This window comes from Clostridium sp. CTA-6 (assembly GCF_054768115.1).
Genome location: NZ_BAAAAU010000003.1, coordinates 72,076 through 95,623 on the forward strand (window position 1 = coordinate 72,076; position 23,548 = coordinate 95,623).

Here is a 23,548-nt window from a genome sequence, read left to right on the forward strand (position 1 = left end):
TTTATTCACCCTCCTCTAAATTTTTTAATTTGTTTTTTAAACTATTGAAATCACCCATACCATTTAAAAAAATTGTACCGTTTTTATGTAATCTCACTTCTATTTTGTTTTTTATAGAATTCAGATTATTTTCTAAATGCTTATAAGAAGAAGTTAAAAACCTATAATTTTGATTAGAAGAACCTACCCAAGGCCTTGAAATATCAAATTTGGTCTCATCAAAAGGTCCATCTATTAAAAGATCTGTAACAGATAAAAGATCATTCCACTCTTTTTTGTTAGATTTTAAAATATGCTCATAGGTATATCCTGTAAAGATTAAAACTGTTAAACCTATATTTTTAACTCTTAATGCTATATCATATACCGCTGAAGCTTGAGCAAAGGGTTCTCCTCCTAAAAAAGTTACTCCTTCTATTTCCTTAGAATTTTTTATAATATTAAATACTTCATCCGTATCTAAAAGTTCTCCTCCTTTGAAATCCCAAGTTTCTTTAGCACCACAACCTTTACAATGAATAGGGCACCCCTGTACCCATATACAGCATCGGGTGCCCGGACCTTCTACTTCAGTTTTAGGTAAAATTCTATGTATTCTAATTTCCATTAAAAATCTACTCTTCTTCCAGACATTTTCACAGCTTCAACCGTTTTAACTGATTTGCAACATATCATAATCTTTACTGTATCTACAAAGTGTGGTTTAACTCCTACCATTTCAATAAATTCATCTACTGAATCAAAACCATTTTTGCTATTTCTCAAATTAACTGCTTTTTTAGCTAATATGAGTCCTATACCTGGAAGCCTTGAAAGTTCTAATTCGCTACATAAATTAATATCTAAAAGTCCCTCATTATTTATACTATTTCCCATATTGTTTACTGTACTTTCTACTTTTTTGGGCATTACTGGTGGAATATTATCTATATTTTCTTCTTTATTCTTCATATGAAAATTTTCTATTTTAGCTTCTGTATTAATATTAGATTTTTCTCTTACTAAATCATTCTGTGATGTATTTTTAATTGGATCATTTGAATTTATATCATCTAACCCATATTCCTTAGCAATTTTACTTCTCATAGAGTTCATCTCAATTTGCTCTACATCATTTTTGTATTCTAAAATTTCACGCCTAATTAAATATTCTTTTCTTATTTTAAAAGAATGTACAATACAAGCTATATAATCTAAAAGAAATATAATGCAGCCTATACTTTGTAGAAATCCTGTCAATTCTCCACCCATAATTAAGCCTATCCATGATATTGCTGTATATATTAATCCATAATTATACCATTTTTTTACCTTTGTCTTTTTTCCCGCAAAATACATGCCCATTCCATTTACTAAAAAAACAAAACTACTTATTATCCATAGTGATTTTTGCATTTCCCACTTATTCCCTTTTTGAGTTACAGCCATATTATATCCCTTCCTTTAGTGTTATATTATCTTCTTCATAGTTTTCAATAACCTCTTCTTCATAATATTCAGAGGTATACTCTGAATCTGCTACCTTAGCTTCTAAAAGATTCTCAATTATACTTATATAATTAGTACATTTTTTACCCTTTACGCCTTCTACTTCTGCTTGAACAATTCCATCAGGATATATTCTAAGTTTTATTTGTTTTGTCAAAATTCTCCCTCCTATGTCAATTGTTAATAATTAAATTTAATTCCATATTGTTATATTCAACAATTTACTTGAAATTCCTCTACGTAACTTATATAGTATCTATAATTCATAATATTTTGGTAATAAATTATATAATATATTTAGATAAATTTAATATATTTTAGGGAAAATTGTATTATAATTTATATATTTTATAAATTATAAAGAGACTATGAAGTTCATTAATTTTTTCATAGCCTTTTCATATATTTTTATTTAGTTTAAAATAAACTTAGTAGTACTGTAAAACTTTTATTTTACTATATATTTTTCTTCATAGTCTTTTTATTTTTTATAGTCTCTTTTATTTTATCTAAAATAAATTTTTCTTATTTTTAATTAAAGGACCTCCAAAATTCTCCTGTCTCATTGATTATATCCATTATATCCTCATAAGGTATTTTAAAGGTAGGAAATCCTGCAGCATAAGGTGCAATTTCATAGGGATAAAAGTATATATATAATGCATCCTTTGATACATAAAAAGGTTGATCTTCTTTTATTCCATTATAGCTATCAGGAAATATATAGGAGTATTCTGGATTATTTTTTATTTGTTCTCCTATTATATCACTTAATACTTTCACATAATTACTATCTTCTTTAAATAAATCCTTTAGTTCATAAAATTCTCCTGTAGTTAAATCTATTTTTGTATATATTTTATTTGGCATACCATGGGCTGCTCCAAAAGGAAAATTATATCCATGAAGCTCTAATACTAATAAGTTTTTGTTAAAAAACTCTATTTTGAAATCTCCTAAATAACTATATTCTAATTGAACATTTTCTTCTATAGGTTTTACTTCTGATAAAATTTTGAGCCTATTATTAACCTCATCTTCTAAAGTCTTATCTTCCATTCCCTTAAGCTTTGGATAGTATACTAAATAATCCTTATTAGGTTTATATTTTTCTTCTATAACTTTGTACTGATCATTTAAATGAATAACTGAATTTTCTTCCCATATTAAATTTCCTTCTGTATCAAAGTAAGAAATTCTATAATCCACATAAGCTTTTATTAATTCATTTTCTATAGTTAAGGTTCCACTGCCTTCTACTACAGGTAAGTTTTCCACTTTGTTGCCCTCTTTATCGATAAAAAATGTATTGTTATTATCATAAACAGAAGCTATTCCATTTTTGTAATTTGAAACTCCATAATAGATGAAATCTGTTAATATGTTGCCCTCTGTATCTGCAATAGCATATTTAGATCCTATAAAAGGTGATGTTTTATCTATAGCTATTCCAACAGCCATCCTATTATCTCCTAATAAAATTATGTCATTATACTTAGGTGTTATTATATAATTTCCTTCTTTATCTATTACACCATAATTATTTATAGTATTTCCAGAGGCATTTACCACAGCTCTTCCTTCACTAAAATCCTGAGCATAGGTGAATTGCGGTTTTATAACTACATTTCCATCTTCATCTATGAAGCCATATTTTCCTCCCATATCTTCCTTAAAAGATAAAAGACCCTCTCTTAAATTTCCTACAGAAGCATATTCATATTTATTTAATATTTCTCCATCTACATTTATTAGAGCATATTCATTTTCTTTTATTCTAACCACAGCTTTTTCTTTATAAAAATCATTTGCATACTCATATTGTGCTGGTATAATTTCCTTTCCATCTCTATCTAAGTACCCATAAAGATATCCTTTATTAGGATCTATAATGCCATATTGAGCCCTTCCTTCTTTAAAGTTTCCTATATAACTATAATTTTCGGTTTTAGAAATCAATTCCTCTCCCTTTTCATTGATTATATTAAATCTTTCATTATCAATAACTATAGCTCTTCCTTCTGAAAATTCACTTATAAAGCCATACTTATGCTTTACTATATAATCTCCATTCTCATCTATAATTCCATAAAAATCATCTATTTCCACAACTGCAAGTCCATTACATTGAAATTCTAAGGCTAAATCATATATAGGCTTAATTAGAAATTCTCCCTTTTCATTTATATATCCCCATTTAACACCCTTAATAGTATTTATAGGTGCAGGATATAAGCTTATATTTTTGCATTTTATAAATAATAATATATAATCCTTTAATTTTAATAACTCCCTTTTAGAAGGATAAGCTTTAGGAAGCTCTAAAGCTTTATCTATAGATTTCAAAGCATCCTCATACATCATTCCTTTAATCTGAGCATCCGCTAAGTAATACCAATATACTGGGAAGTCTGGTTCTTCCTTTACTTTTCTTTTATAAAAATCAATTACTTTCTCAAAATAATAAGGATACACATCTTCGGCTTTTACTAATTTCCCCAAACTCCATCTATATACTTCCACTTTATAAGCTTCTGCTGTGTCATGTAACCATAAAGCTATTTCATTTTTACCATTCATAGCTTTTACACTTTTTATATTTTCCACTTCAATTTTACTATAATATATCCCCTCATCTATTACTCTTTTAAAACCATAGGGCGTCCACTGAAGTATATCTAACTCAGACCATATAGCACCTCTTCTCCATCCTATAATTAAATTATCTATTGTATTATCTGTTATAGGTGCCACTTTTAAATAAGAAATATCATAACCCTTTCCCTTTATATTATCTATTACACACCAGTGATTATAGTACTTTTCTAACACCATAATATAATTTTCTCCTTGCCATCTATAACCTACAATTATTTCTCCTAATCCATATCCATTTAAATCAGCTCTTATTATTAAAGGCTCATTGTTATTATCTTCTTCAACTATTATTTCAGAGCCTATAGGTAAGTACTTATTAATAATATTAAACAAATTTCTTTCAAACAAAATAATACACCTTTCATATAGTGCTTTTAACAGCATTATATGAAAGGTGTATATTATAGGTTACTTAAAATAACCTTATTATATTTAGTTATTATACTATAATTTTAATAATAATTATTTTGAAAATATTATATTTACTAAATCAAGTAACTTATCTTTAATTAAATCTTTCTTAATAAAGTAAGCCGCTCCAAGAGCCTCACATACTCCTGAATCATTAGTAAAATTATCCTTTCCCCCATCAGAAAAAACAATTATTTTGGTACCTTTATATTTTTTTTGTAATTCTACTACAACTTCTAAACCGCTTTTTTTAGGCATATATATGTCTGTCATTACTAAATCAATGTTTCCACATTTTTTATATACCTCAATGCCTTCTTCACCGTCACAAGCTTCATAAACCTTGTAGTTGGCTTTTTCTAAAATATTTCTTACAAAACTTCTAATACTTGCAGAATCATCAATAACTAATATATTCTTTTGTGAGCTACTCATTTTTTATAACCTCCCCCTTACTTATTAATAAGCATCTACCATCGCAAATCAATAAAATAAAGATACCAATATTAGATTAAAATTGTACTAAATATTAATAATTATAGCTTAGACAATAAGTTGCAATAATTGCCTTTTTATTTGAAATAAATATAATATTTTAATACAGACAAAAATTATTTGACAATTTAAATCACAACTTATTAATATCTTTATACCTATAATATTAGCATAATTTAAAATCATACTAAAGTAAATTTTTATTTAATATTAATATAATTATTTTCTTTTTATTATAAAATATTCTTTAAATTTTATTTATGTATTTTTGTAATAAATTGTTATTTTATGACTTTTATTAGGTTTTAATGTAATAAATAACACTCTAATTATAAACCACTTTATTATATTTTTCAACAGAGAAAGAACTGGATATAGTGTTCTTTATTGGATATATATATAATACAATAAATTATATTTCTTATGATATACAATATAATAATTTTTTAAATATAAACTCTCTTATAAGTAATTACTACTTTTTTTCTTATTATATAAATTTTTCAACAATTACTTTTAATAAAAATAAAAAAAATATATAATTATATCTATACTTTGTTATTAAGAAAGGAGTTATTTATATGAAATTATTTTTTATATCTGATATCCATGGTTCAGCCTATTATTTAGAAAAAGTTTTACATATATTTGAGGAAGAAAAAGCAGATTATCTAATTATATTGGGTGATGAACTTTATCATGGTGCTAGAAATCCCCTTCCTAAAGGATACGATCCTAAAAAGGTAGCAGAAATTTTGAATTCCTATAAGGATAAAATTATAGCTGTAAGAGGAAATTGTGAAAGCGAAGTAGACCAAATGGTTCTTAAGTATCCTATTATGAGTGATTATTCTATAGTTTTATATAATGGTAAAAGATTATTTTTAACTCATGGCCATATTTTTAATAAAGATAATATACCTAATATAAGTAATGGAGATGCTTTAATATATGGTCATACTCATATACCTTTAGCCGAAAAAACAAGCAATATATTTATGATTAATCCTGGTTCCATTACATTTCCAAAGGAAAATACACCCCATTGCTATGGAATACTTAATGACAACCTATTTAAAATAAAAACCTTAGAAGGAGATATTTTTAAAGAGATTTCATTAATATAAATTCCTAAATGAAGTGATTTTTAAATTTAGTGAAAATTTATTTTAAAAAATTATATTTTTTTACTGCTTCTTATACCTTTAGGTTAAGAAGTTATCTAGTACCTCAGAAATAGGATAAAATTTTAAAAATTTTAGATAGTACCTAAAAATAGAATAGATTTAATTTTAATATAATAAAAATAAAAAACATAAGCAATAAGCATATGAGTAAACTTTAGTAATTTTTAATATACCCACAGTAAAAATTACTAGGGAAATGAATTAATTTAAAAAGTATTTTTTTATATCTTTAGATTAAAATTAAATCTATTTTTATACACAAATAATAATTTTACTTTTCAATAAATTCTACTATATCCTTATTAAATTTTTCTGCCTCTTCCATAAACAATATGTGACCACATTTTGAATAATCTATCCATTTTGCATTTTTAATTTCTTTTTCCATATAATCACAAGTTTCCTTTGTACAAAATGCACTTTCTTCTCCTCTTGTTATTAACGTAGGTATTGTAATTTTTGAAAGTTCTTCTCTATAATCTTCATTTGACATAGACACCCAACAATCTACTACTACATGAGGAGTATTTTTTCTTACTTCTTCAAATACCCAATCCATATCTTCTTTTATTCTACAACCTGAAGTTGCAAATAAAGATGGAACAAAACTTTCTATAACCTTTGGCCAATCTCCTGCTACATTAGCTATATGATTTAAATTATCTTTATGGCTAAACTCTCCGAAAAGCCCCATATGCCAATCTCCTTCTACTACAACTTTTGGTGTCATATCTATAAAACATATATTAGATAGTTTATCACAAGCAAATTGTCTTACATATTCAAGTATTATAGTTGTTCCCATAGACCAACCTGCTAATGTTACATCAGAAAGATTTAAGTGTTCTATAAGATTCCTTACATCCTTTGCCATTCTATTCATAGTTAGACCATTTTCAGGTCTTTCTGATACTCCATGACCTCTTAGATCATAAGTTACAACTTTATAATTTTTACTTAATGTTTCTACTTGTTTTTTAAAAAAGCTATGATTACAAGTCCAGCCATGTATAAATATTATTGGTTTTCCTTCTCCTTTTACTTCATAAAAAATTTTAACATTATCATTGGCTAAAAAATATGACATAAAAAATCCCCCTTTAATATTTTTAAACTAATCTAAATTAAATTTATTTACTTCATCCTTTAAGTTTTTAGCTAAACTTTCTAATTTTGCCGACATTGTAGCTAAATCATTTATAGTAACTGTTTCTTGTTCAACTATAACACTTACTTCCTCAGTAGAGGATGCTGTTTCTTCGGATACACTAGATATATTTTCCACAAATGCATGTACACTATTTTTTTCTTCATCTATATTCTTTATACTTTCTATCAATACATAAGTTTCATTAATCATTTCATCTACAGATTTATTTATCACCTGAAATGAATTTATAGCTTCATTAGATGCTTCTGATGTATTTTCTATTATTATTTCTGATTTTTCTTCATTTTCTTCTGCTTTTGATATTTCTCCTTGCATCTCTTCTACTATAGTTTTTACATTTTTAGTAGCTACTTCTGTCTGTTCTGCTAATTTCTTTATTTGATCTGCAACTACGGAAAAACCCTTACCTGCTTCACCTGCTCTAGCTGCTTCTATACTTGCATTTAAAGCTAATAAATTTGTTTCATTTGCTATATTATTTATAGTAGCCACTATATCACCTATAGATGAAGATTTTAAAGCTAAATCTTTTATATTATTAGATATATATTTAGATACCCCTATATTTTCCTTTAGCCTTCCTACTAAGTTATCTATAGCACTTATACCACCTTTTGATGCTTGTCTAACTTCGTTCATATAATTTCTTACATTATTAGAATTTTCACTTGTTTTATCTATTTCTTGTCCTAATGTAGACAATTTTTCTACAGCCTGCTGTGAGTCTTGTGCTTGAATAGAAGCCCCTTTAGCTAAATCTTCTACAGAAGTTGAAATTTCATTCATGGCATTAGTATTTTCTTCTGAAGCTTTAGTTAAATGTTGAACAAAATTAACTGTTTCTTCTGACTGTGTTAATATATTTTTTATAAAATCTTTAAGATTTTCTTTCATAACATCTATATCTCTATTTATATTTCCTATTTCATCTGAAGTTATTCTTGCCAGTTCTATAGATAAATCTTTATTTGATATTTTATTTATAGCTTTTTCCATTTGATTTATATTAGTTCTTATATTATTTGAAAATATATAAGAAAATACTGCTACCACATATATCATCATTGCTAAGCAAGCGCAATAATAAACTAATGGACTAACTCTAATAGTGTTAATATATATGTTGTATGATGTATATAAATATGAAAAACTAACCAATATTAACATGCTAAAAATAGCACCATATATTTTATTACCAATAGTAAATTTTATATAATTATTTTCATCTATTTTGTATGTATTTAATTTCTTTTCTATAAATATATCTATAAGTAATTTTTCTGAATTTAAATAATTAGTCATAAAACCTGTGAAAGATAAGCTCAATCCTATTAAGAAAGCTACAAAATACTGAGCTAAATCTATTTTCATAAATAAATTAGCTATTAACATTATGCTAGGTACCCCTAGTAACCATCTAAAAAGCATAGTTATTCCCTCTTTTAAAGGAAACTTTAATAGATCCTTCTTTATTTGACCATATTCTTCTTCTGTAAGATTTCTTTTCCCATACAAGATTTTCAAATTATCATATAAAGTCTTTTTCCTTATATATATTCCTATAAGTATATTAATAATTATAGCTGATATTAAAGAAAAAACTCCTGACCAAAATCTTTGTCCATAAAATTTTCCTATATGCATAGTGCCTATAATTGCTACTGGCATAACTACTGCATAGGTTATACTCTCTAATTTTAGAGTTAAATTCCAAAATAACTTTTTAGCCCTCATTTTTTCGCCCCTTTAAACAATGTATTTTTTTCTAAATTATTTTTCTGTTTTAAAACACAATTTTAACTAAACCACGCTTAAACAAATAAACTTTTACAAAAAACTAATATTATTTTTATCTAGAGAAATGATTTTTATTTTTTGGCAATCAAACCTCAAAGTTACTTAATATATCCAAAAATCCTTTATTTAGTTATAACTTTACAATATGATTCAATTATTGTCAATATTTATATTTTTTTCTTAATAATTACTTATATTATTAAATTTTATATTTAATAGTTAAAGTAAGTAATCTAACTATATTTGCTTAATATTAGAGAAAGGACTCTATCAAATTTTCAAAAATAAATTTGATAAAGTCCTTTTTAATAATCATTATAATTTTTTATTCTTAATTTATTGAAAATATCTATCTAATAATCCCTTTAACATCTTTGCATGTCTTGCTTCATCTCTAGAAGCTTCATCTATAAAATCATGTACTTCATCTATATTTTCTTCTTTAGCCTTTACAGCTAAAGATTTCTTCATTTTGTTTGATCCTATCTCGCCCTGTAGCATTTTTTGTAAGTTTTCTTTTGTACAGTCAGAAATTTTTCCATTTAATTCTGCATATCTCGCTGCATGTTCTGCCTCTTCTGTAGCAATTACTTTTAATACCTCTGCTATTTCTGGGAACCCTTGTCTTTGAGCTACTCTTGCCATTGCTATATATAAACCAACTTCCCCAGTTTCAGCTCTAAATTGACCTTCTAAATCAGTTTTAATATTTTCATTTTGAGCGGCTATACCTAATTGATTTTCATTTATTATGTCTAATTCATCCATTAAAATACCCCTTTCTCATTTAACTTTATTTACTAATTACTTTATAATCAAATATTAATTAGCAAATCTTTTACTAGTTTTTGAAAAAGGAGCTAAAATTATTCTACACTGTCATAAAAATAGATTTAATTTTAAAACCGCAAATATAAAAAATATATTCATAAACTAATTCATTTCATTAAGAAGTTCTAAATCTGGCTTCATTAAAAATTTTTTACCCAATGGAGGCACCCTCCTTGGTTTCATCATCGGCTCCTCACGTCCTGTGAGGAATTATAAAAATTTCAAATTCTGCCGGACTAAGAACTTCTAAAATTTATTCATATGTCTATTACATATATTTTTATATTTGCTATATTAAAATTAAATCTATTTTAAAAGCTTTGCTTTAAATTATATCTTTATATTTATACCATACGGATTTTATACACATATAATCCACTTCTGGTGGTAATTCATCTTTTACTGGTTTTAGCTTTGTTCCACCAACTTTTTTTATAGTGTCTAATATGAGCCTCTCATAATCTTTTTTTATAAAATTATCTAAATCAACTTCCATACCTTCTGACAGACACTTAAATAAATGCTCTTGTATAGTTATAGCCTTTAGGTTCCGCTCATCTGCAATTTCTTTTATGCTTTTTCCTTCTTTATATAGGTTATAGCTTAATACATGGGTCTTTATTTTAGACTCCTTATTACTTTTAGTACCTTCATAATTATCCATATTATTAAAATCTATTCCCTTTTCGTCCATATATTCTGTAATAGATTTTATAAATCTTTCTCCATAAACCTCAGCTTTTCTTTCACCTATCCCTTTAATTTTTAATAAATCTTCCTCTTTCGTAGGCATGTATTCACTAAGCTCTTTTAAAGTAGCATCGGGGAATATCATAAATGGTGGTACAGATTCCTCTTGAGATATTGCTTTTCTTAACTGCTTTAGTCTATCTAACAACTCATTGTCTGCTTTTACTTTCTTCTCTATTTTACTAACTTTTATAGCTACAGCTTCTTTTCCTTTTAACACATCATAGGATTTTGCTCTTAATCTTACAACGGGAAATTTATCATCTGTAGTTACCATATAATCATCTGCTATTAGTTTATTCATTAAAGCCACTATATCCTTCTGAGTAAATTCCTCCATAATACCATAAGTGGATAAGCCATCTAAATCTAAGGATAAGAGCTTTTTATTTTTTGACCCTCTAAGTACATCCGCTACCATATTTACCCCAAAACGTTCCTTCATTCTATAAACACAGGAAAATATCTTTTGTGCTTCTAAGGTTATATCCTTTTCTTCTCTATTGTCATTGCAAGTACTACAATTATTACATTTTTCTTCTAAAGGTTCTTCACCAAAATATTCTAATATATAGGACCTTAAGCATTTTGAGGTGTAGCAATAATCCACCATAGCTCTTAATTTATTATATTCATTATTTTTTCTTTCCGGAGATAAAAAGCTTTCATCTATAAAATATTTTTGAAGGCGAATATCATTAGGAGAGAATAATAATATACATTCACTTTCTTCTCCATCTCTCCCAGCACGACCTGCTTCTTGATAATAGGCTTCCATATTTTTAGGTATATTATGATGTATAACAAATCTTACATTGGATTTGTCTATACCCATACCAAATGCATTAGTAGCTACTATTATTTCTATATTATCAAAAGAAAAATCCTCTTGAGTTCTTTTTCTTTCTTCATCATTTAATCCTGCATGATATACTCCCACTTTATAGCCTTTTTTATTTATTTTGTTATATAAACTTTCTGCCTCTTTTCTTGTAGATGTGTATATTATACCTACCTTGCCTATATTATTTTCCAAATAGTCAAATATAAATTTCTCTTTATCTTCTCCCTTTATAACAGAAAAACTTAAATTTTCCCTATCAAAGCCTGTTACAAATACCTTAGGATCTTGAAGTTCTAAACTATTTAATATATCGTATCTAACGGTTTCTGTGGCTGTAGCTGTAAAGGCTGTTACAATAGGTCTTTTAGATAATTTTCTTATAAAACTACTTATTTTTGTATAACTTGGCCTAAAGTCGTGTCCCCACTGAGACACACAGTGCGCCTCATCTACCGCTACCAAATCTATATTTAAGTTATTTAAACTTCTTACAAAACTATCAGATTCTAATCTTTCTGGAGCTATATAAATAAGCTTATAAAGTCCTTCCCTTGCATTAAATATTCTTTCTTCTATTTCTAAATTATTTAGAGAACTATTTATGTATGTAGCTTCTATTCCAACTTCTTTTAAGGAATCCACTTGGTCTTTCATAAGAGAAATAAGAGGAGATATTACTACCGTTACCCCTCCAAAAATCAATGCAGGTATTTGATAACATATAGATTTTCCTGCTCCCGTAGGCATAATAGCTACTGTATCTTCCTTTTTCAAAATACTTTCTATTACTTTTTCTTGAGCCTTCCTAAATTCATTATATCCAAAATGTTTTTTTAGTAAATTTTTAGCTCCCTCTAACATAAATTCACTTCCATTTCATATATTTATCCCATTTCAAATACTCACAGCTTTTATGAAATTGGGTGATGTTATAATTGTTCAATTGTTCAGTTTCAGGTATTTAGAATTCTTATACTGTATGTAATCACTGCCAAAACATAGATAAGTTCTTCTTATAAAGTACAATTTTAGTATAAATTTATTAATAAGAAATTTATATTGTTCTACTTGTCTAAAATTATACCCAACTTTTCTTTAATATTTCTATAAAAAAGTATTTAAAAATTTTCTATTTATATTTTATAGATGCAATTACGGTGCCTATAAACAAACCATTTATAAAAGGTACTATAAAAGATCCTATATTCTTTATAGAAAAACTGATGTTTAATAAAAAAATATATACAAGTAAAACTATTAAGCCTGTACAAAAAATAGTTGTGAAATAAAATATCTTTTCTTTATTATTTATGGCAGGAATTCTATTAATTCTTTTCCAATTTATATGCTTATTCCTTTTAGAATAAATATATAAAATTATAAATATTACTCCTAAAAGTGTACTTCCATGCTGGAGTGTTTTGTATACTGGTATATCATAATTTAAAATTTCTATATTTTTTCTTAATCCTTCAAATAGTATAACAAATTTTCTACCTTTGTGGGTAAAACTATCCCAAAGTACATGAGTAATCATACCTATAATAGCTGAGTAACTAAATACTAGAACTTGTGTTAAGAAATTTATTGTCCATGGTTTTAATGCAGTATTATAGTACCAACTATCTATTGGTTTTGGCATATGAACTATTAATGGTTTTTTTATTATTTTATGAAATAAATAAGCCAAAATAAAACATAAGGGTAAATTATATAAAAAGAAACCTATTAATCCATGTCCTATGGTAGCCATAGGTTTAAATCTTATAAAATATTCAAAATCAGGACTCATACTACCTAATATTAAGGCAGTAAAACTAAAATATTTATTCCATTTCTTTTCTAAGGGTAAAACTATTGCTGGATGTGAAAAAGTAAAGGGCATTATTTCTGTCCTCCTAAAATCTATATAATTATTTATTATAATTATTTTTATTAAGTCAACTAATTTTTAGCTTTTATAAATATAGTCTATTTTAACACATTATAAAAATATAATTTTATAAAATATAAAAATAAAATCTGGATTTTTAAACCATATATAATGTATAATTTAAATATAAATTAATAAATACAAGGAGTATAGTTATATGGGAAAAAAGCCTTCAGTTAAACGTTCCGCTACTCTACTTGCAATTGTTTCTTTAATTGTGTCTATAATTGTTATTTTACCAATATTAAATTGGCTTTTTAAAATAACTCCATGGCAAAAATGGGAAGGCCTCCCTTTGTTCTTTGGAATATTTATAAGTCCTCTTGGCTTTCTTTTGGGAATATTATCAGTAAGAATTGAAACTAATAAATGGGGTAAGCTAGGTATTGTTATTAACACTTTATTATTTCTATTACCTTTTATCTATATGACTTTAGGTGTTTTAATTTTCGGACCTTAATATATAATCAAAACTTAAAACTTTTCTATCTTGATTTTCCAACTCTAATCTATTTTTACATATTATAAGGAAAGTGCCACGCACTTTCCTTATTTAAAGTACAGAGTATAATGAACAGAGAACAGATTTAATTATGCTAACTTCTCTTGGTTTAAAAAATTAGGATATGTGGTGTAAAAGGTATTCGAGTAAGATTAGATCTTCTTATTTGTTTTTGCAAAATATATGTATGTTTCAAATTATTGTTCGAGCGTTCATTAAGTTTAATTTGAAACCATATATTTTAAGGAAAAACAAATTAGAAGTCCTTATGGTCACGAGTTACCTTTCTAGCCACATATCCTTTTTTTAACCCAAGGGTGATATAAGACCCTTTTAAGTCATAATTTCCTTATAATCCTGTTTCTATAAATTTATCATTCATATATTCAGTAACCTTATGTAAAGGCTTCTTAAGAACAACTAATAATAATGAACCTATAGAAAATATAAATAAAGCTCCTAAATTTTTAATTACAGCAGCTCGTACAGGCCCTGCTATAGCTTCTCTAAATCCTGCTATGGCATAAGTAAAAGGCCATAAAGGCTGTAATACACCAAATATTTTAGGATTAGTTTGTATTGGATATATTCCCCCTGCACCAGCTATTTGAAATACCATTATAACTACTGCAATAGCCTTTCCAAGGTTCCCAAAAATAGATACTAGAGTATATATTATAAAAGTAAAAGTTATAGCTGTTACTATAGTAAATACCATCAATAATCCCATACTTGCTGGTTTTATTCCTAAAATAAATACATCACCTAAAGTTACAATAACTCCTTGTATTATGGCTATTGATAAAAATAAAAGCAACTTTCCAAAATATACTTGAAGATGAGTAAGCTTTTTCTCTCCTTCAAATTCTTCTGCTTCTACAGATATCAATGAACTCATTAATAGAACCCCTACCCATATAGCTAAAACTGTATAAAATGGAGTTAGCCCTACTCCAAATATGCCTGTGTTATATATCTCCTCTTCTTTAATATTTATTGGAGAAGATATAAATGAAGCCATTTGTTCTGGATTTTTCTGAGTTAAATTTATTATTTTGTCTAAATTATCTTCAGTTAAAGAAGATGTTTTTTCCTGTAGTTTATTTATTGTTTTTTTAAATTCTGCTAATTTATCATTTATTTTTTTTCCATCCTTTAAAGCTGCATCACTAGTTCCTACTCCAAAATCACCCAAGGCCTTTAATTGAGGCATTACTAATTTGGTAGTATCTAATATGTCATTAGCTGTATCTAATCTATTATCTAATCCTTTAGCAGTATTTTCTATTATCATAGTTGTTTGATTATAAAAAATATTGGATGTATTTCTCATATTTTTATTTATCTCATCATTTAATAGAAATATAGATTCTACAACCTGATTTATATTTTGTTTATTATTGTTTGAAGTAGAAACTTTATTCTTTAGTTCGCCTAATTTATTTTTTTCACTATTAACTTTTTCTTTTAAATTTTTTAAACTACTTATTAATTCCTCAATTTTTTTATTAGGTTTTAAAATATTTACTACTTCTAATGATTTTATAGTCCCATCTATATTAGTATTTATAGAATCACATAATTTTGATGCTTCATCTACAAGTTTAATCATTTCTGAATTATTACTAACATTGTTATACTCTTTTAAATTTGTTAATATGCTACTAATTTTATTATTTGTGCTTTCTCTATATATCATATCATTATTAATATTTTTTGCTATACCATTTAAATCTCGTTCCGTATCATTTACTAGGTTTTTGCTAGCTTCTGTTGCCTTCTGTAAATTATTTATTTGATCTGTTATAAGTGGTAGCTTGTCCTTTGTATCGTTAAAATACTGTTTTAAGTTTTCTGAATTTTTACTAGCATCATCTATTATATTTTTTACTTCTCCAATACTTTTATTTCCAAGCTCTAAAGTAGATTTTATGCCAAGTATCTTAGATTTATTCTTTTCTAATTGACCGCCTGTAGTATTCAATAATTTAAAAGCTTCTTTGTTTACTGTATAAACAAAATTAGTTTGAATTTCTTTAGCCAAGCTTCCTTTTGCTGCATTGGTTATTTTAGTTGCTATAGCATTTGATTTTTCATTAACTCTATATATAATATTTGGTTTTTGGGGATCTGTAGTTTTTAAACTTGCTAGTCCACTAGTAAAATTAGAAGGTATTTCTATAAGAGCATAATATTTACCTTCATTAAGTCCATAATTTGCTTGCCACTCATCTACAAAAACCCAGCCCATTTTTTTATTTCCCTTTAAATTTTGAACAATACCATTTCCTACATTTGTATATTTCCCCCTAACCATCATACCTTCATCCTTATTAACTATAGCTATAGGCAAATTTCCTGTGTTAGCATAGGGATCCCAACAAGCCTCTATATTAATCCATGCATACAAAGAAGGGATAAAGCATAATCCTAATACTACTATAATGGCTGCAGGATGTTTAACTATATTTGTTAGATCTCTTGAAAATATTCTAAATACCTTTTTCATATGCTCACCTCTTTATTTTCTCTATTTATTCTGATATTCCTGAAGCCTTAAAGTCTTCGTCAAACTTACTAATTTTATGATGTAATGGAGATTTTAAGAAAAATCCTATTAAAACAAATATGCCTCCCATTAATATAAGCATTATAAAATCTAATATTACACTAGATACAAGAGGTCCTCCTATTGCCTCTCTAAAACCTCCTATACTATAAGTAAATGGGAAAAATGGTTGCAGTATTCTAAATATTAACGGATCCACTTGTATTGGATAAGTTCCACCACTACCTGCTAATTGTAATATCATAAATACTATTGCTAGAGCATTACCAAACTTACCAAATATGGCCACCAAAGTGTACGTTATTATAACAAATATAATGGATGACACTACAGAAAACGCAAGCATAAGCGGAAAATTAACTGTATAAACTCCTAGTATAACCTTATTTCCCACAGCTACTATAAACCCTTGCATAGCAGCTAAAGTTATAAATGTAAGCATTTTACCAAAGTATTTTTGTCTTATAGTTATATTCTCACTACCTTCAAAATCCACCACCTCTGTTTTTAACAAAGATACCAGTATTAAAGTTCCAACCCAAAGGGCTAACACACTATATACTGGAGTCATTGCAGACCCATAATTAGGTATAGTATATACTGCTTCTTCCTTAATATTAAAAGGATATGCTGCGGTCTGTGACATTAGCATAGGATTATTTTGAAGTACACTTATTATTTGTATTAAATCATCATTACTAACCAACTCTAATTTTTTACTTATTTCACCTATTACCCCTTTATATTCTGTTAACTTATCAATTAATTCCTTGCTTAGCTTTGCTGATAAATCAGCTCCCTTTGTAGATGTAGCTAATAACTTTTCTATTTGTGTATTTAATCCATTACCTGCCTTTATAAGTTTACTAGCATCTTGAATAGAATTTTTGAAATTATTAATTATAGAACCTAATTCCTGTCTTATATTTGAATTAAAAACATTCATTACACTTTCAATTTGTTTATTTGTATTAGATATATTTCTTTTTAATTCATTTATTGAATTTTCATTTACTTTACTAGAATTTGAAGCAATTTCTTGTATCTTTAATAATTTTTGTTTTTCTTCATTTAAAGCTCCTTTAACATTATTAAGGGATACTATAAATTTTGACACTTCAGTATTTGGCTTTGTGTTGTTTATTTTTTCAAGGAATTCTATCATAGAATCAACATTTTTATTTGTACTATCTATATCCATAATTAAATTTGCTATAGAGCTATTTGCTTCGTTACTTGAAGATTCATTATTTAAAACTATTAAATTATCTAATACTGATTGAACACGATTATTAGTAGATATAGCCTGCCTTAATATAACGCTTATATTATTTAAGGAGTTATTAAATATATTATTAGTTTGATTTATTGTTTCATTTGTATTTGAAGATTTAGAATTAATATTTTCTAGCCCCTTAGTTATTTCTGGGAAAGTAGTTTTAACTACACTTAAATATTCATTTAGATTTTTAGAATTAGTATTTACACTTTCTAATCCTGTTAAAATTAAATCCATGTTTCGATTCATTGAAATAATAGATTCTTTAAGTTTTATTATTTCATTTTTGTTTTTTTCAAGATCTTTACCTATTCCATTTATAGAAGAAAATACAGTTTTATTTACAGTAGTAATAAAAGTGGTAGTTATCTCATTTATTAGTGTATTTTTAGCCATTCCAGTTATTTTCGCCGCAACAGGATTTTCTTTTGTATCAACTTTGTAAATTATTTCTGGATGTTTAGGATTATCTGATAAAACACTAACTATATCCGCTGAAAAATCCTCTGGTATTTCTATACTGGCATAATATGTACCATCTATAACACCCATATCCGCTTCCTTTTTATTAGTAAATTTCCATCCAATTTTATCATTACTCTTAAGTTTTTTCACCATCTCATTTCCTACATTTAGCTCTTTACCTTCAAAATCTGTACCTTTATCATTATTAATTACAGCTATAGGTACTGTACTTGTATTTTCATAAGGATCCCAACAAGCTTTAATATTGACCCAAGCGTAAAGTGATGGTAATACACAAACTCCTAATATTATGATTATTGCAATAAAATTCTTATTTAAACTTTTAATATCTCTCTTATATACCTTAATTATGTTTTTAAATCTATTCATTCCAAATTATTTCCTCCCAATTCTTTATAAAAACCAAAGTAGATGAATATATCATAGTTAATAAATTTTATATTTAAGTTATAAACAGCCGTGAAACGTATAGCTTGTTCACACATTTATTGACTGATTAATTAACCTTAATCTTAAAATAATCTTTTTTCTTATATAATTAATTATTATTCTTTGATTTAATCTTACTGTACTTACATAAATATTCTATCATTTCTTAGCTTATAGTATCTAATATTTTATTTATATATTTAAAATAATTTATGATACTTCCACATGCATTTTATATGTACTAAGCTCTAAGCCTTAAATTATTACCTTTACTTTATTTTTGATGGCTTCAATACTCATTAATTATATCAGAAATATGATATAATTGATTAAACTATTAATCACACCCTAATAGCTGTCATTTTTTTTGGATTTCATGTATTATTACACTGTAAACTTTCTAAAACAATAAATAATATTTTATTCTTTTTAATAGAATATCCGCTTCAATAGCATCATCTTTTTATAATATTACATATTTTTTCTTTATTCAACAGCCTATTGTTAACTTATATGATTAAATTCAAAATAAATGCCTATAACTATATATTTTTTATATTATAGTTTACTTATATGTAAATTATAACTATTTATGGATTATTTATTCCTAGCAGATTATAATAAATAGTATTTAGTTTCTTAACACAGATAAATTTAAAACTTCTTATAAAACTGAGTTATTTAATTAAGTATATTAGGCTTAAATTTAAATATATTTTATTTTGGAGAGCTATCCTTTACACAATTTCAATAATAAATTATAATTAAGCTTAACATTTTAATAGACTTATTATAAAAAATTACCTCAAAAGGTAATAGTAAGGAGTGACTAATTTGAATCTAAAAAAACTTCCTAAAATAGAGTTGCATTGCCATCTAGATGGTTCATTAAGAGTAGACACAATATTAGATATAGCTAAAAAAAATAATATTCCTCTTCCCAGCTATAATAGAGAAGAGCTTATAAATTATGTTTCTATAATGGATGATTGTAATTCCTTAGATGAATACTTAAATAAGTTTTTTATCCCTAATAAAGTTATGCAAACAAAGGAAAATTTAAAAAGAATAGCCTTTGAGTTATTAGAAGATGCTGCAAAAGATAATGTAAAATATATAGAAGTAAGATTTGCTCCTCTTTTACATGTTGAAAAAGGGTTAACTATTGAAGAAATTATAGAAAGTATATTAGAAGGAATTAAAGAGGCTGAAAAACTTTATGATATAAAAGGTAATCTAATATTAGGTTGTATGAGAAATATGGATATTCCCTCAGCCTTTGAAGTTGTAAAAAAAGGAGCTAAATTTATTGGCAAAGGTGTGGTTGCTATAGATCTTTGCGGTGGTGAAGAACCTCATTTCCCAGGAAAATATGTAGAGGTTTTAAAACTAGCAAAAGAATATGGATATAGAATAACTATACATGCCGGTGAAGCTGGTGTGGGGGAAAATGTTTTAGAGGCTATAAATCTTTTAAATGCTGAAAGAATAGGCCATGGAATATATATTAAAAATTCTCCTGAAGCTTATAAACTTGTAAAAGAAAAAAATATTCCACTGGAAGTGTGTCCAACAAGTAATCTTCATACTAAGGCTTCTGAAAACTATAAAGCCCATCCTTTTATGGATTTTCTAAAAGATGGCATTAAGGTTACTATAAATACAGATAATATGACTGTATCTAATACTACCATAACAAAGGAACTAGAAATGCTTAATAAATTTTGTGATTTATCTATAGAAGATTATAAAATACTATATCTAAATGCAGTGGAGGCATCCTTTGCATCCTATGAAACAAAACAACTGCTTAAATCATATTTTACAGAAATTACGGCTTAAAAGAAAGTTATACTACCCTTGGTTTAAAAAAGGAATATGCGGCGAGATCGGCAACTCACTTCAATAAGAGATTATAATTTGTTTTTTCTTAAAATATATGGTTCTAAATCATAACTCGCTGAAGGCTCAAACAATAATTTGAAACATACATATATTTTGCAAAAACAAATAAGAATCTCTAATCTTGCTTTAATGCCTTTTATACCACATATCCCCATTTTTCAAACCAAGGGAAGATAGAATAACTCCTTAAAATTTATATAAATTAAATTTGCGCCAAATCCATTTGCGTTAGCAACCAAATTTAATATAATAAAGCCAATAACCTCAGCAAGTTTTATTTTATATAAACTTACTGAGGTCATTATGTAATATATTATTTTTATTTTTGATTATTAATAAAATTTAAATAATACAACAAGTTAAATTAACTAAAAAAATCTATATGAGAAATATCTATATTTTTAGCAGAATTTACGCTTATATCAAATTTTCCTCCTGCATTTAAACCTACAATTCTAATAAAATATTTTCCATCTTTAGGTATTGTAAAATTTATATCTCCTTTTTGATTTGTTTCATCTTTCTTGGTTATGATATTGTATTCTGAATCTAGAACTACAATAAAAAGTTTACCCTTAGTTATCTTTGTATTATCCTTAATATTTATTTTATTACCTTTATTGGATTTAACCTCCATCACAGACCACTTACCATCAAATTTCTTAAAATCAAAACTGTAGGCATTTTTGCTACTTATATCATTTTCTAGACTGTAAACATTTCTTTCAGACTCATCTCTAGTTGATAAATAGTTATTCGAATCAATATTAACAAAATAATTTTTATATACTGATCTTGATCCTGCAATTATTATAAATACTAAACAAGAGATAATTAGCTTGGTTCTTTTTTTCATTTTCTTTGCCTTCTTTCACGTATTTACAATTAAACTTAGTTTTTAAAACATCTTAATCTTATATATGATTTGAAATCATTATAAATAGTTTTTTCATTAATAGACTTTAATTTTTTATAATTTAATATGACACATAACATTGCTACAATCTGAAAAATACTAATATAAACATCTTTTAAATCAAATATGAAAAAATTTTTGAAGAAAATAAAATCTAAACTTCCTCCCCAAAAAACTTTATCTATTAAGGAACAAATTAATGCTGCACATACCAAAACAAATAAACAATACACTATTTTGTGAGCAGTATATCTTTCTTTAATAAAATCAAAGATTGCTATAAAAAGTAATAGTATTACTATATTTAAAACTATATGAGCCAATAAACTTATCCCCATATTACTAAAAGAATTAAAGTATGAATATTTTATATTAATAATTGGTTTAAATCCAAGTATGCTGCCAAATATATAAAATTCTTTATCCATAAAATTATTATGTATATAAATTTTTATACTTTGGTCAATTAAAACTAATGCTAACACTAGCAACATCACTCTTAGGCTTTTCTTCATATTCCTATTCCCCTACTTTTTAGTAATTAATAAGCACTAATACTAAAATCACTACTTATTGTACAGCTGTCATTCCGTCTATAAAACCCCTTATAAAATCTGGAACAGCCATTGCTAAACAAACTAAGATAATAACTTTTCCTATAGAATTTACGTGCTTATATTTTTTTATTTTCTTACTTACAACAAGCATAACAACACCAATTATTAGTCCTGAACTTATGATAATATCTTTCATTTTCTACTCCCCCTAACATTGTAATATCTTGTAATTAACAGCTTAATTATATACATTACTACCTTTAATTTCGATATAATCTATATGTTTACTAATAAAAATATTATGAAAGGTATTACTAAATAATTAATTTTCTAATCTTTAATTAGATTTTTTCCCTTTGTTATATAGCATCCTAGCTTTAATTGCTAAATAAACATAGAAAACCGCTATTAGAGGAATTAAGAATACAATACTTCTTCCAAGTGCAAAGGGTGTTTCAAATAAGAAACCTCCCCAAAATGGTACACCAGTTCTTTCCCATAATCCTGGTGTATAATACAGTAATTTAGGATTAAGTATTAAATTAACATTAATATTTCCGTTGGATATGTAGGCTACAGACATCAATAAAAAACACACTGCTGATATAATGGACTTATTAGATAATCTTTTATATCTTGCTGCTTTGGATATATCATCTGAAAATATATCTTCTTGGCTGTTTTCATGAATTTTTTTGAAATATTGAACTCCTGAATTTTTACTACCAGCTAGATGTTTCCAACCACTATCTTCAAATAAAGTACAATAATCAATAAAGCTTTCTTTCTTATTAAAAATTCTATAATCAATTCTAACTGTAGTATCTTGTGGTTCTATAGAATAAAATTTATACCCAAAAGATATATTTTCTAATTCATAACCCTTTTTATACATTGCATTTAACCACTTTTCTTCTCTATTATAATCAGCAAAAATCCTAAATTTCCTCATATTAATTCCCCCCAAATTTACTTTCTGCTATTTTAATCATATGATGCATTCTTTCAATGTCCAAAAGCAAAATTTCTTTTCCCTTTTGAGTAATCACATAAACTTTTCGCCTATTATCTTCTGTACCTACAAATTTTATTAGTTTTTGTTTCAACAAATTTTCAATGGCTCCATAAAGAGTTCCCGCTGCTATCTTAACTTGATAGTTACTTAATTCTTCAACTTTTTCCATTATAATATAGCCATAACCAGGCTCTAATAATGCTAAAAGAATATAATATGTTGTTTCTGTTAGTGGTAAATTTTTATTTCTATTCATAAATTCCTCCAATTATACATTTTACAGGTATACAGTTGAACTATATACTTTTACTATATACAGTTTAAC

At 26.3% G+C, this 23,548-nt stretch carries 20 protein-coding genes; 3 read left to right on the forward strand and 17 right to left on the reverse strand.

Translation table 11 applies throughout. The features are described 5' to 3' along the window. Position 1 precedes the first annotated feature (1 nt). From ACYUDJ_RS05580 to ACYUDJ_RS05600, 5 genes are all read right to left on the reverse strand, one after another. The gene (locus ACYUDJ_RS05580) at positions 2-607 is read right to left on the reverse strand and encodes a 4Fe-4S single cluster domain-containing protein (RefSeq protein WP_003489337.1); all 606 of its coding nucleotides are present in this window, start codon (positions 605-607) and stop codon (positions 2-4) included. After that, complete coding sequence (locus ACYUDJ_RS05585) at positions 607-1,428, reverse strand: helix-hairpin-helix domain-containing protein (protein ID WP_003489335.1); 822 nt, start codon at positions 1,426-1,428, stop codon at positions 607-609. Before ACYUDJ_RS05585 ends, ACYUDJ_RS05580 begins: the two co-directional genes overlap by 1 nt. Before the next feature lies 1 nt (position 1,429). Continuing rightward, positions 1,430-1,645, reverse strand: coding sequence for a DUF2997 domain-containing protein (locus ACYUDJ_RS05590; protein ID WP_003489333.1), 216 nt, complete (start codon positions 1,643-1,645; stop codon positions 1,430-1,432). 374 nt (positions 1,646-2,019) lie between these two features. After that, a complete protein-coding gene (locus tag ACYUDJ_RS05595; RefSeq protein WP_042386372.1) occupies positions 2,020-4,494 on the reverse strand; it encodes a WG repeat-containing protein in 2,475 nt (824 codons plus the stop codon). A gap of 114 nt (positions 4,495-4,608) precedes the next feature. Further along, positions 4,609-4,992 (reverse strand): response regulator, encoded by a 384-nt coding sequence (locus ACYUDJ_RS05600; RefSeq protein ID WP_003489330.1) that lies wholly within the window; start codon positions 4,990-4,992, stop codon positions 4,609-4,611. 641 nt (positions 4,993-5,633) lie between these two features. Here ACYUDJ_RS05600 and yfcE point away from each other — a divergent pair. Continuing rightward, positions 5,634-6,179: a phosphodiesterase gene (gene yfcE, locus ACYUDJ_RS05605; RefSeq protein ID WP_003489326.1), complete on the forward strand. Its 546-nt coding sequence runs from the start codon at positions 5,634-5,636 to the stop codon at positions 6,177-6,179. Between the two features lie 331 nt (positions 6,180-6,510). Here yfcE and ACYUDJ_RS05610 read toward each other — a convergent pair whose 3' ends face one another. The 5 genes from ACYUDJ_RS05610 to ACYUDJ_RS05630 form a co-directional block, all read right to left on the reverse strand. Continuing rightward, positions 6,511-7,326 carry an alpha/beta fold hydrolase gene (locus ACYUDJ_RS05610; protein ID WP_003489324.1) on the reverse strand — a complete coding sequence of 272 codons (816 nt, stop codon included), beginning with the start codon at positions 7,324-7,326 and terminating at the stop codon, positions 6,511-6,513. Between the two features lie 27 nt (positions 7,327-7,353). Then, complete coding sequence (locus ACYUDJ_RS05615) at positions 7,354-9,144, reverse strand: methyl-accepting chemotaxis protein (protein WP_003489322.1); 1,791 nt, start codon at positions 9,142-9,144, stop codon at positions 7,354-7,356. Positions 9,145-9,543: 399 nt separating this feature from the next. Beyond that, complete coding sequence (locus tag ACYUDJ_RS05620; protein ID WP_003489320.1) at positions 9,544-9,975, reverse strand: ferritin-like domain-containing protein; 432 nt, start codon at positions 9,973-9,975, stop codon at positions 9,544-9,546. A 388-nt stretch (positions 9,976-10,363) separates the two neighbouring features. Further along, positions 10,364-12,493 carry a DNA helicase RecQ gene (recQ, locus tag ACYUDJ_RS05625; protein ID WP_003489319.1) on the reverse strand — a complete coding sequence of 710 codons (2,130 nt, stop codon included), beginning with the start codon at positions 12,491-12,493 and terminating at the stop codon, positions 10,364-10,366. Positions 12,494-12,761: 268 nt separating this feature from the next. Continuing rightward, entirely contained in the window at positions 12,762-13,517 is a 756-nt protein-coding gene (locus tag ACYUDJ_RS05630; protein WP_003489318.1) for a DUF4184 family protein, read from the reverse strand. 205 nt (positions 13,518-13,722) lie between these two features. Between ACYUDJ_RS05630 and ACYUDJ_RS05635 the strand changes: the two genes are divergently transcribed. Beyond that, positions 13,723-14,025, forward strand: coding sequence for a hypothetical protein (locus ACYUDJ_RS05635; RefSeq protein WP_003489317.1), 303 nt, complete (start codon positions 13,723-13,725; stop codon positions 14,023-14,025). A 391-nt stretch (positions 14,026-14,416) separates the two neighbouring features. Here ACYUDJ_RS05635 and ACYUDJ_RS05640 read toward each other — a convergent pair whose 3' ends face one another. After that, entirely contained in the window at positions 14,417-16,576 is a 2,160-nt protein-coding gene (locus ACYUDJ_RS05640; RefSeq protein WP_003489316.1) for a YhgE/Pip domain-containing protein, read from the reverse strand. A gap of 25 nt (positions 16,577-16,601) precedes the next feature. Further along, complete coding sequence (locus ACYUDJ_RS05645) at positions 16,602-18,770, reverse strand: YhgE/Pip domain-containing protein (RefSeq protein WP_003489315.1); 2,169 nt, start codon at positions 18,768-18,770, stop codon at positions 16,602-16,604. A gap of 894 nt (positions 18,771-19,664) precedes the next feature. Between ACYUDJ_RS05645 and add the strand changes: the two genes are divergently transcribed. After that, positions 19,665-20,672, forward strand: a complete 1,008-nt coding sequence (add, locus tag ACYUDJ_RS05650; RefSeq protein ID WP_042386368.1) for an adenosine deaminase — start codon at positions 19,665-19,667, stop codon at positions 20,670-20,672. 427 nt (positions 20,673-21,099) lie between these two features. Here the strand turns inward: add and ACYUDJ_RS05655 are convergent, their stop codons facing one another. The 5 genes from ACYUDJ_RS05655 to ACYUDJ_RS05675 form a co-directional block, all read right to left on the reverse strand. Beyond that, entirely contained in the window at positions 21,100-21,591 is a 492-nt protein-coding gene (locus ACYUDJ_RS05655) for a hypothetical protein (RefSeq protein WP_003489308.1), read from the reverse strand. A gap of 35 nt (positions 21,592-21,626) precedes the next feature. Next, on the reverse strand, positions 21,627-22,166 hold the full coding sequence (locus tag ACYUDJ_RS05660; RefSeq protein ID WP_003489306.1) for a signal peptidase II: 540 nt from the start codon (positions 22,164-22,166) through the stop codon (positions 21,627-21,629). A gap of 55 nt (positions 22,167-22,221) precedes the next feature. Then, complete coding sequence (locus tag ACYUDJ_RS05665; RefSeq protein ID WP_003489304.1) at positions 22,222-22,404, reverse strand: hypothetical protein; 183 nt, start codon at positions 22,402-22,404, stop codon at positions 22,222-22,224. 141 nt (positions 22,405-22,545) lie between these two features. Next, positions 22,546-23,160, reverse strand: coding sequence for a DUF2812 domain-containing protein (locus tag ACYUDJ_RS05670; protein ID WP_003489301.1), 615 nt, complete (start codon positions 23,158-23,160; stop codon positions 22,546-22,548). A 1-nt stretch (position 23,161) separates the two neighbouring features. Then, positions 23,162-23,479: a PadR family transcriptional regulator gene (locus ACYUDJ_RS05675; RefSeq protein WP_003489300.1), complete on the reverse strand. Its 318-nt coding sequence runs from the start codon at positions 23,477-23,479 to the stop codon at positions 23,162-23,164. Positions 23,480-23,548: the final 69 nt, after the last annotated feature.

Bases quoted from the DNA above. Each gene is read 5' to 3' on its own strand.
- ACYUDJ_RS05585 (WP_003489335.1), bottom strand. From the start codon at position 1,428: ATGGCTGTAACTCAAAAAGGGAATAAGTGGGAAATGCAAAAATCACTA.
- ACYUDJ_RS05630 (WP_003489318.1), bottom strand. From the start codon at position 13,517: ATGCCCTTTACTTTTTCACATCCAGCAATAGTTTTACCCTTAGAAAAG.
- ACYUDJ_RS05645 (WP_003489315.1), bottom strand. From the start codon at position 18,770: ATGAATAGATTTAAAAACATAATTAAGGTATATAAGAGAGATATTAAA.
- ACYUDJ_RS05640 (WP_003489316.1), bottom strand. From the start codon at position 16,576: ATGAAAAAGGTATTTAGAATATTTTCAAGAGATCTAACAAATATAGTT.
- ACYUDJ_RS05615 (WP_003489322.1), bottom strand. From the start codon at position 9,144: ATGAGGGCTAAAAAGTTATTTTGGAATTTAACTCTAAAATTAGAGAGT.
- ACYUDJ_RS05670 (WP_003489301.1), bottom strand. From the start codon at position 23,160: ATGAGGAAATTTAGGATTTTTGCTGATTATAATAGAGAAGAAAAGTGG.
- ACYUDJ_RS05660 (WP_003489306.1), bottom strand. From the start codon at position 22,166: ATGAAGAAAAGCCTAAGAGTGATGTTGCTAGTGTTAGCATTAGTTTTA.
- ACYUDJ_RS05600 (WP_003489330.1), bottom strand. From the start codon at position 4,992: ATGAGTAGCTCACAAAAGAATATATTAGTTATTGATGATTCTGCAAGT.
- ACYUDJ_RS05655 (WP_003489308.1), bottom strand. From the start codon at position 21,591: ATGAAAAAAAGAACCAAGCTAATTATCTCTTGTTTAGTATTTATAATA.
- ACYUDJ_RS05620 (WP_003489320.1), bottom strand. From the start codon at position 9,975: ATGGATGAATTAGACATAATAAATGAAAATCAATTAGGTATAGCCGCT.
- ACYUDJ_RS05635 (WP_003489317.1), top strand. From the start codon at position 13,723: ATGGGAAAAAAGCCTTCAGTTAAACGTTCCGCTACTCTACTTGCAATT.
- ACYUDJ_RS05580 (WP_003489337.1), bottom strand. From the start codon at position 607: ATGGAAATTAGAATACATAGAATTTTACCTAAAACTGAAGTAGAAGGT.
- ACYUDJ_RS05610 (WP_003489324.1), bottom strand. From the start codon at position 7,326: ATGTCATATTTTTTAGCCAATGATAATGTTAAAATTTTTTATGAAGTA.
- ACYUDJ_RS05675 (WP_003489300.1), bottom strand. From the start codon at position 23,479: ATGAATAGAAATAAAAATTTACCACTAACAGAAACAACATATTATATT.
- ACYUDJ_RS05665 (WP_003489304.1), bottom strand. From the start codon at position 22,404: ATGAAAGATATTATCATAAGTTCAGGACTAATAATTGGTGTTGTTATG.
- recQ (WP_003489319.1), bottom strand. From the start codon at position 12,493: ATGTTAGAGGGAGCTAAAAATTTACTAAAAAAACATTTTGGATATAAT.
- yfcE (WP_003489326.1), top strand. From the start codon at position 5,634: ATGAAATTATTTTTTATATCTGATATCCATGGTTCAGCCTATTATTTA.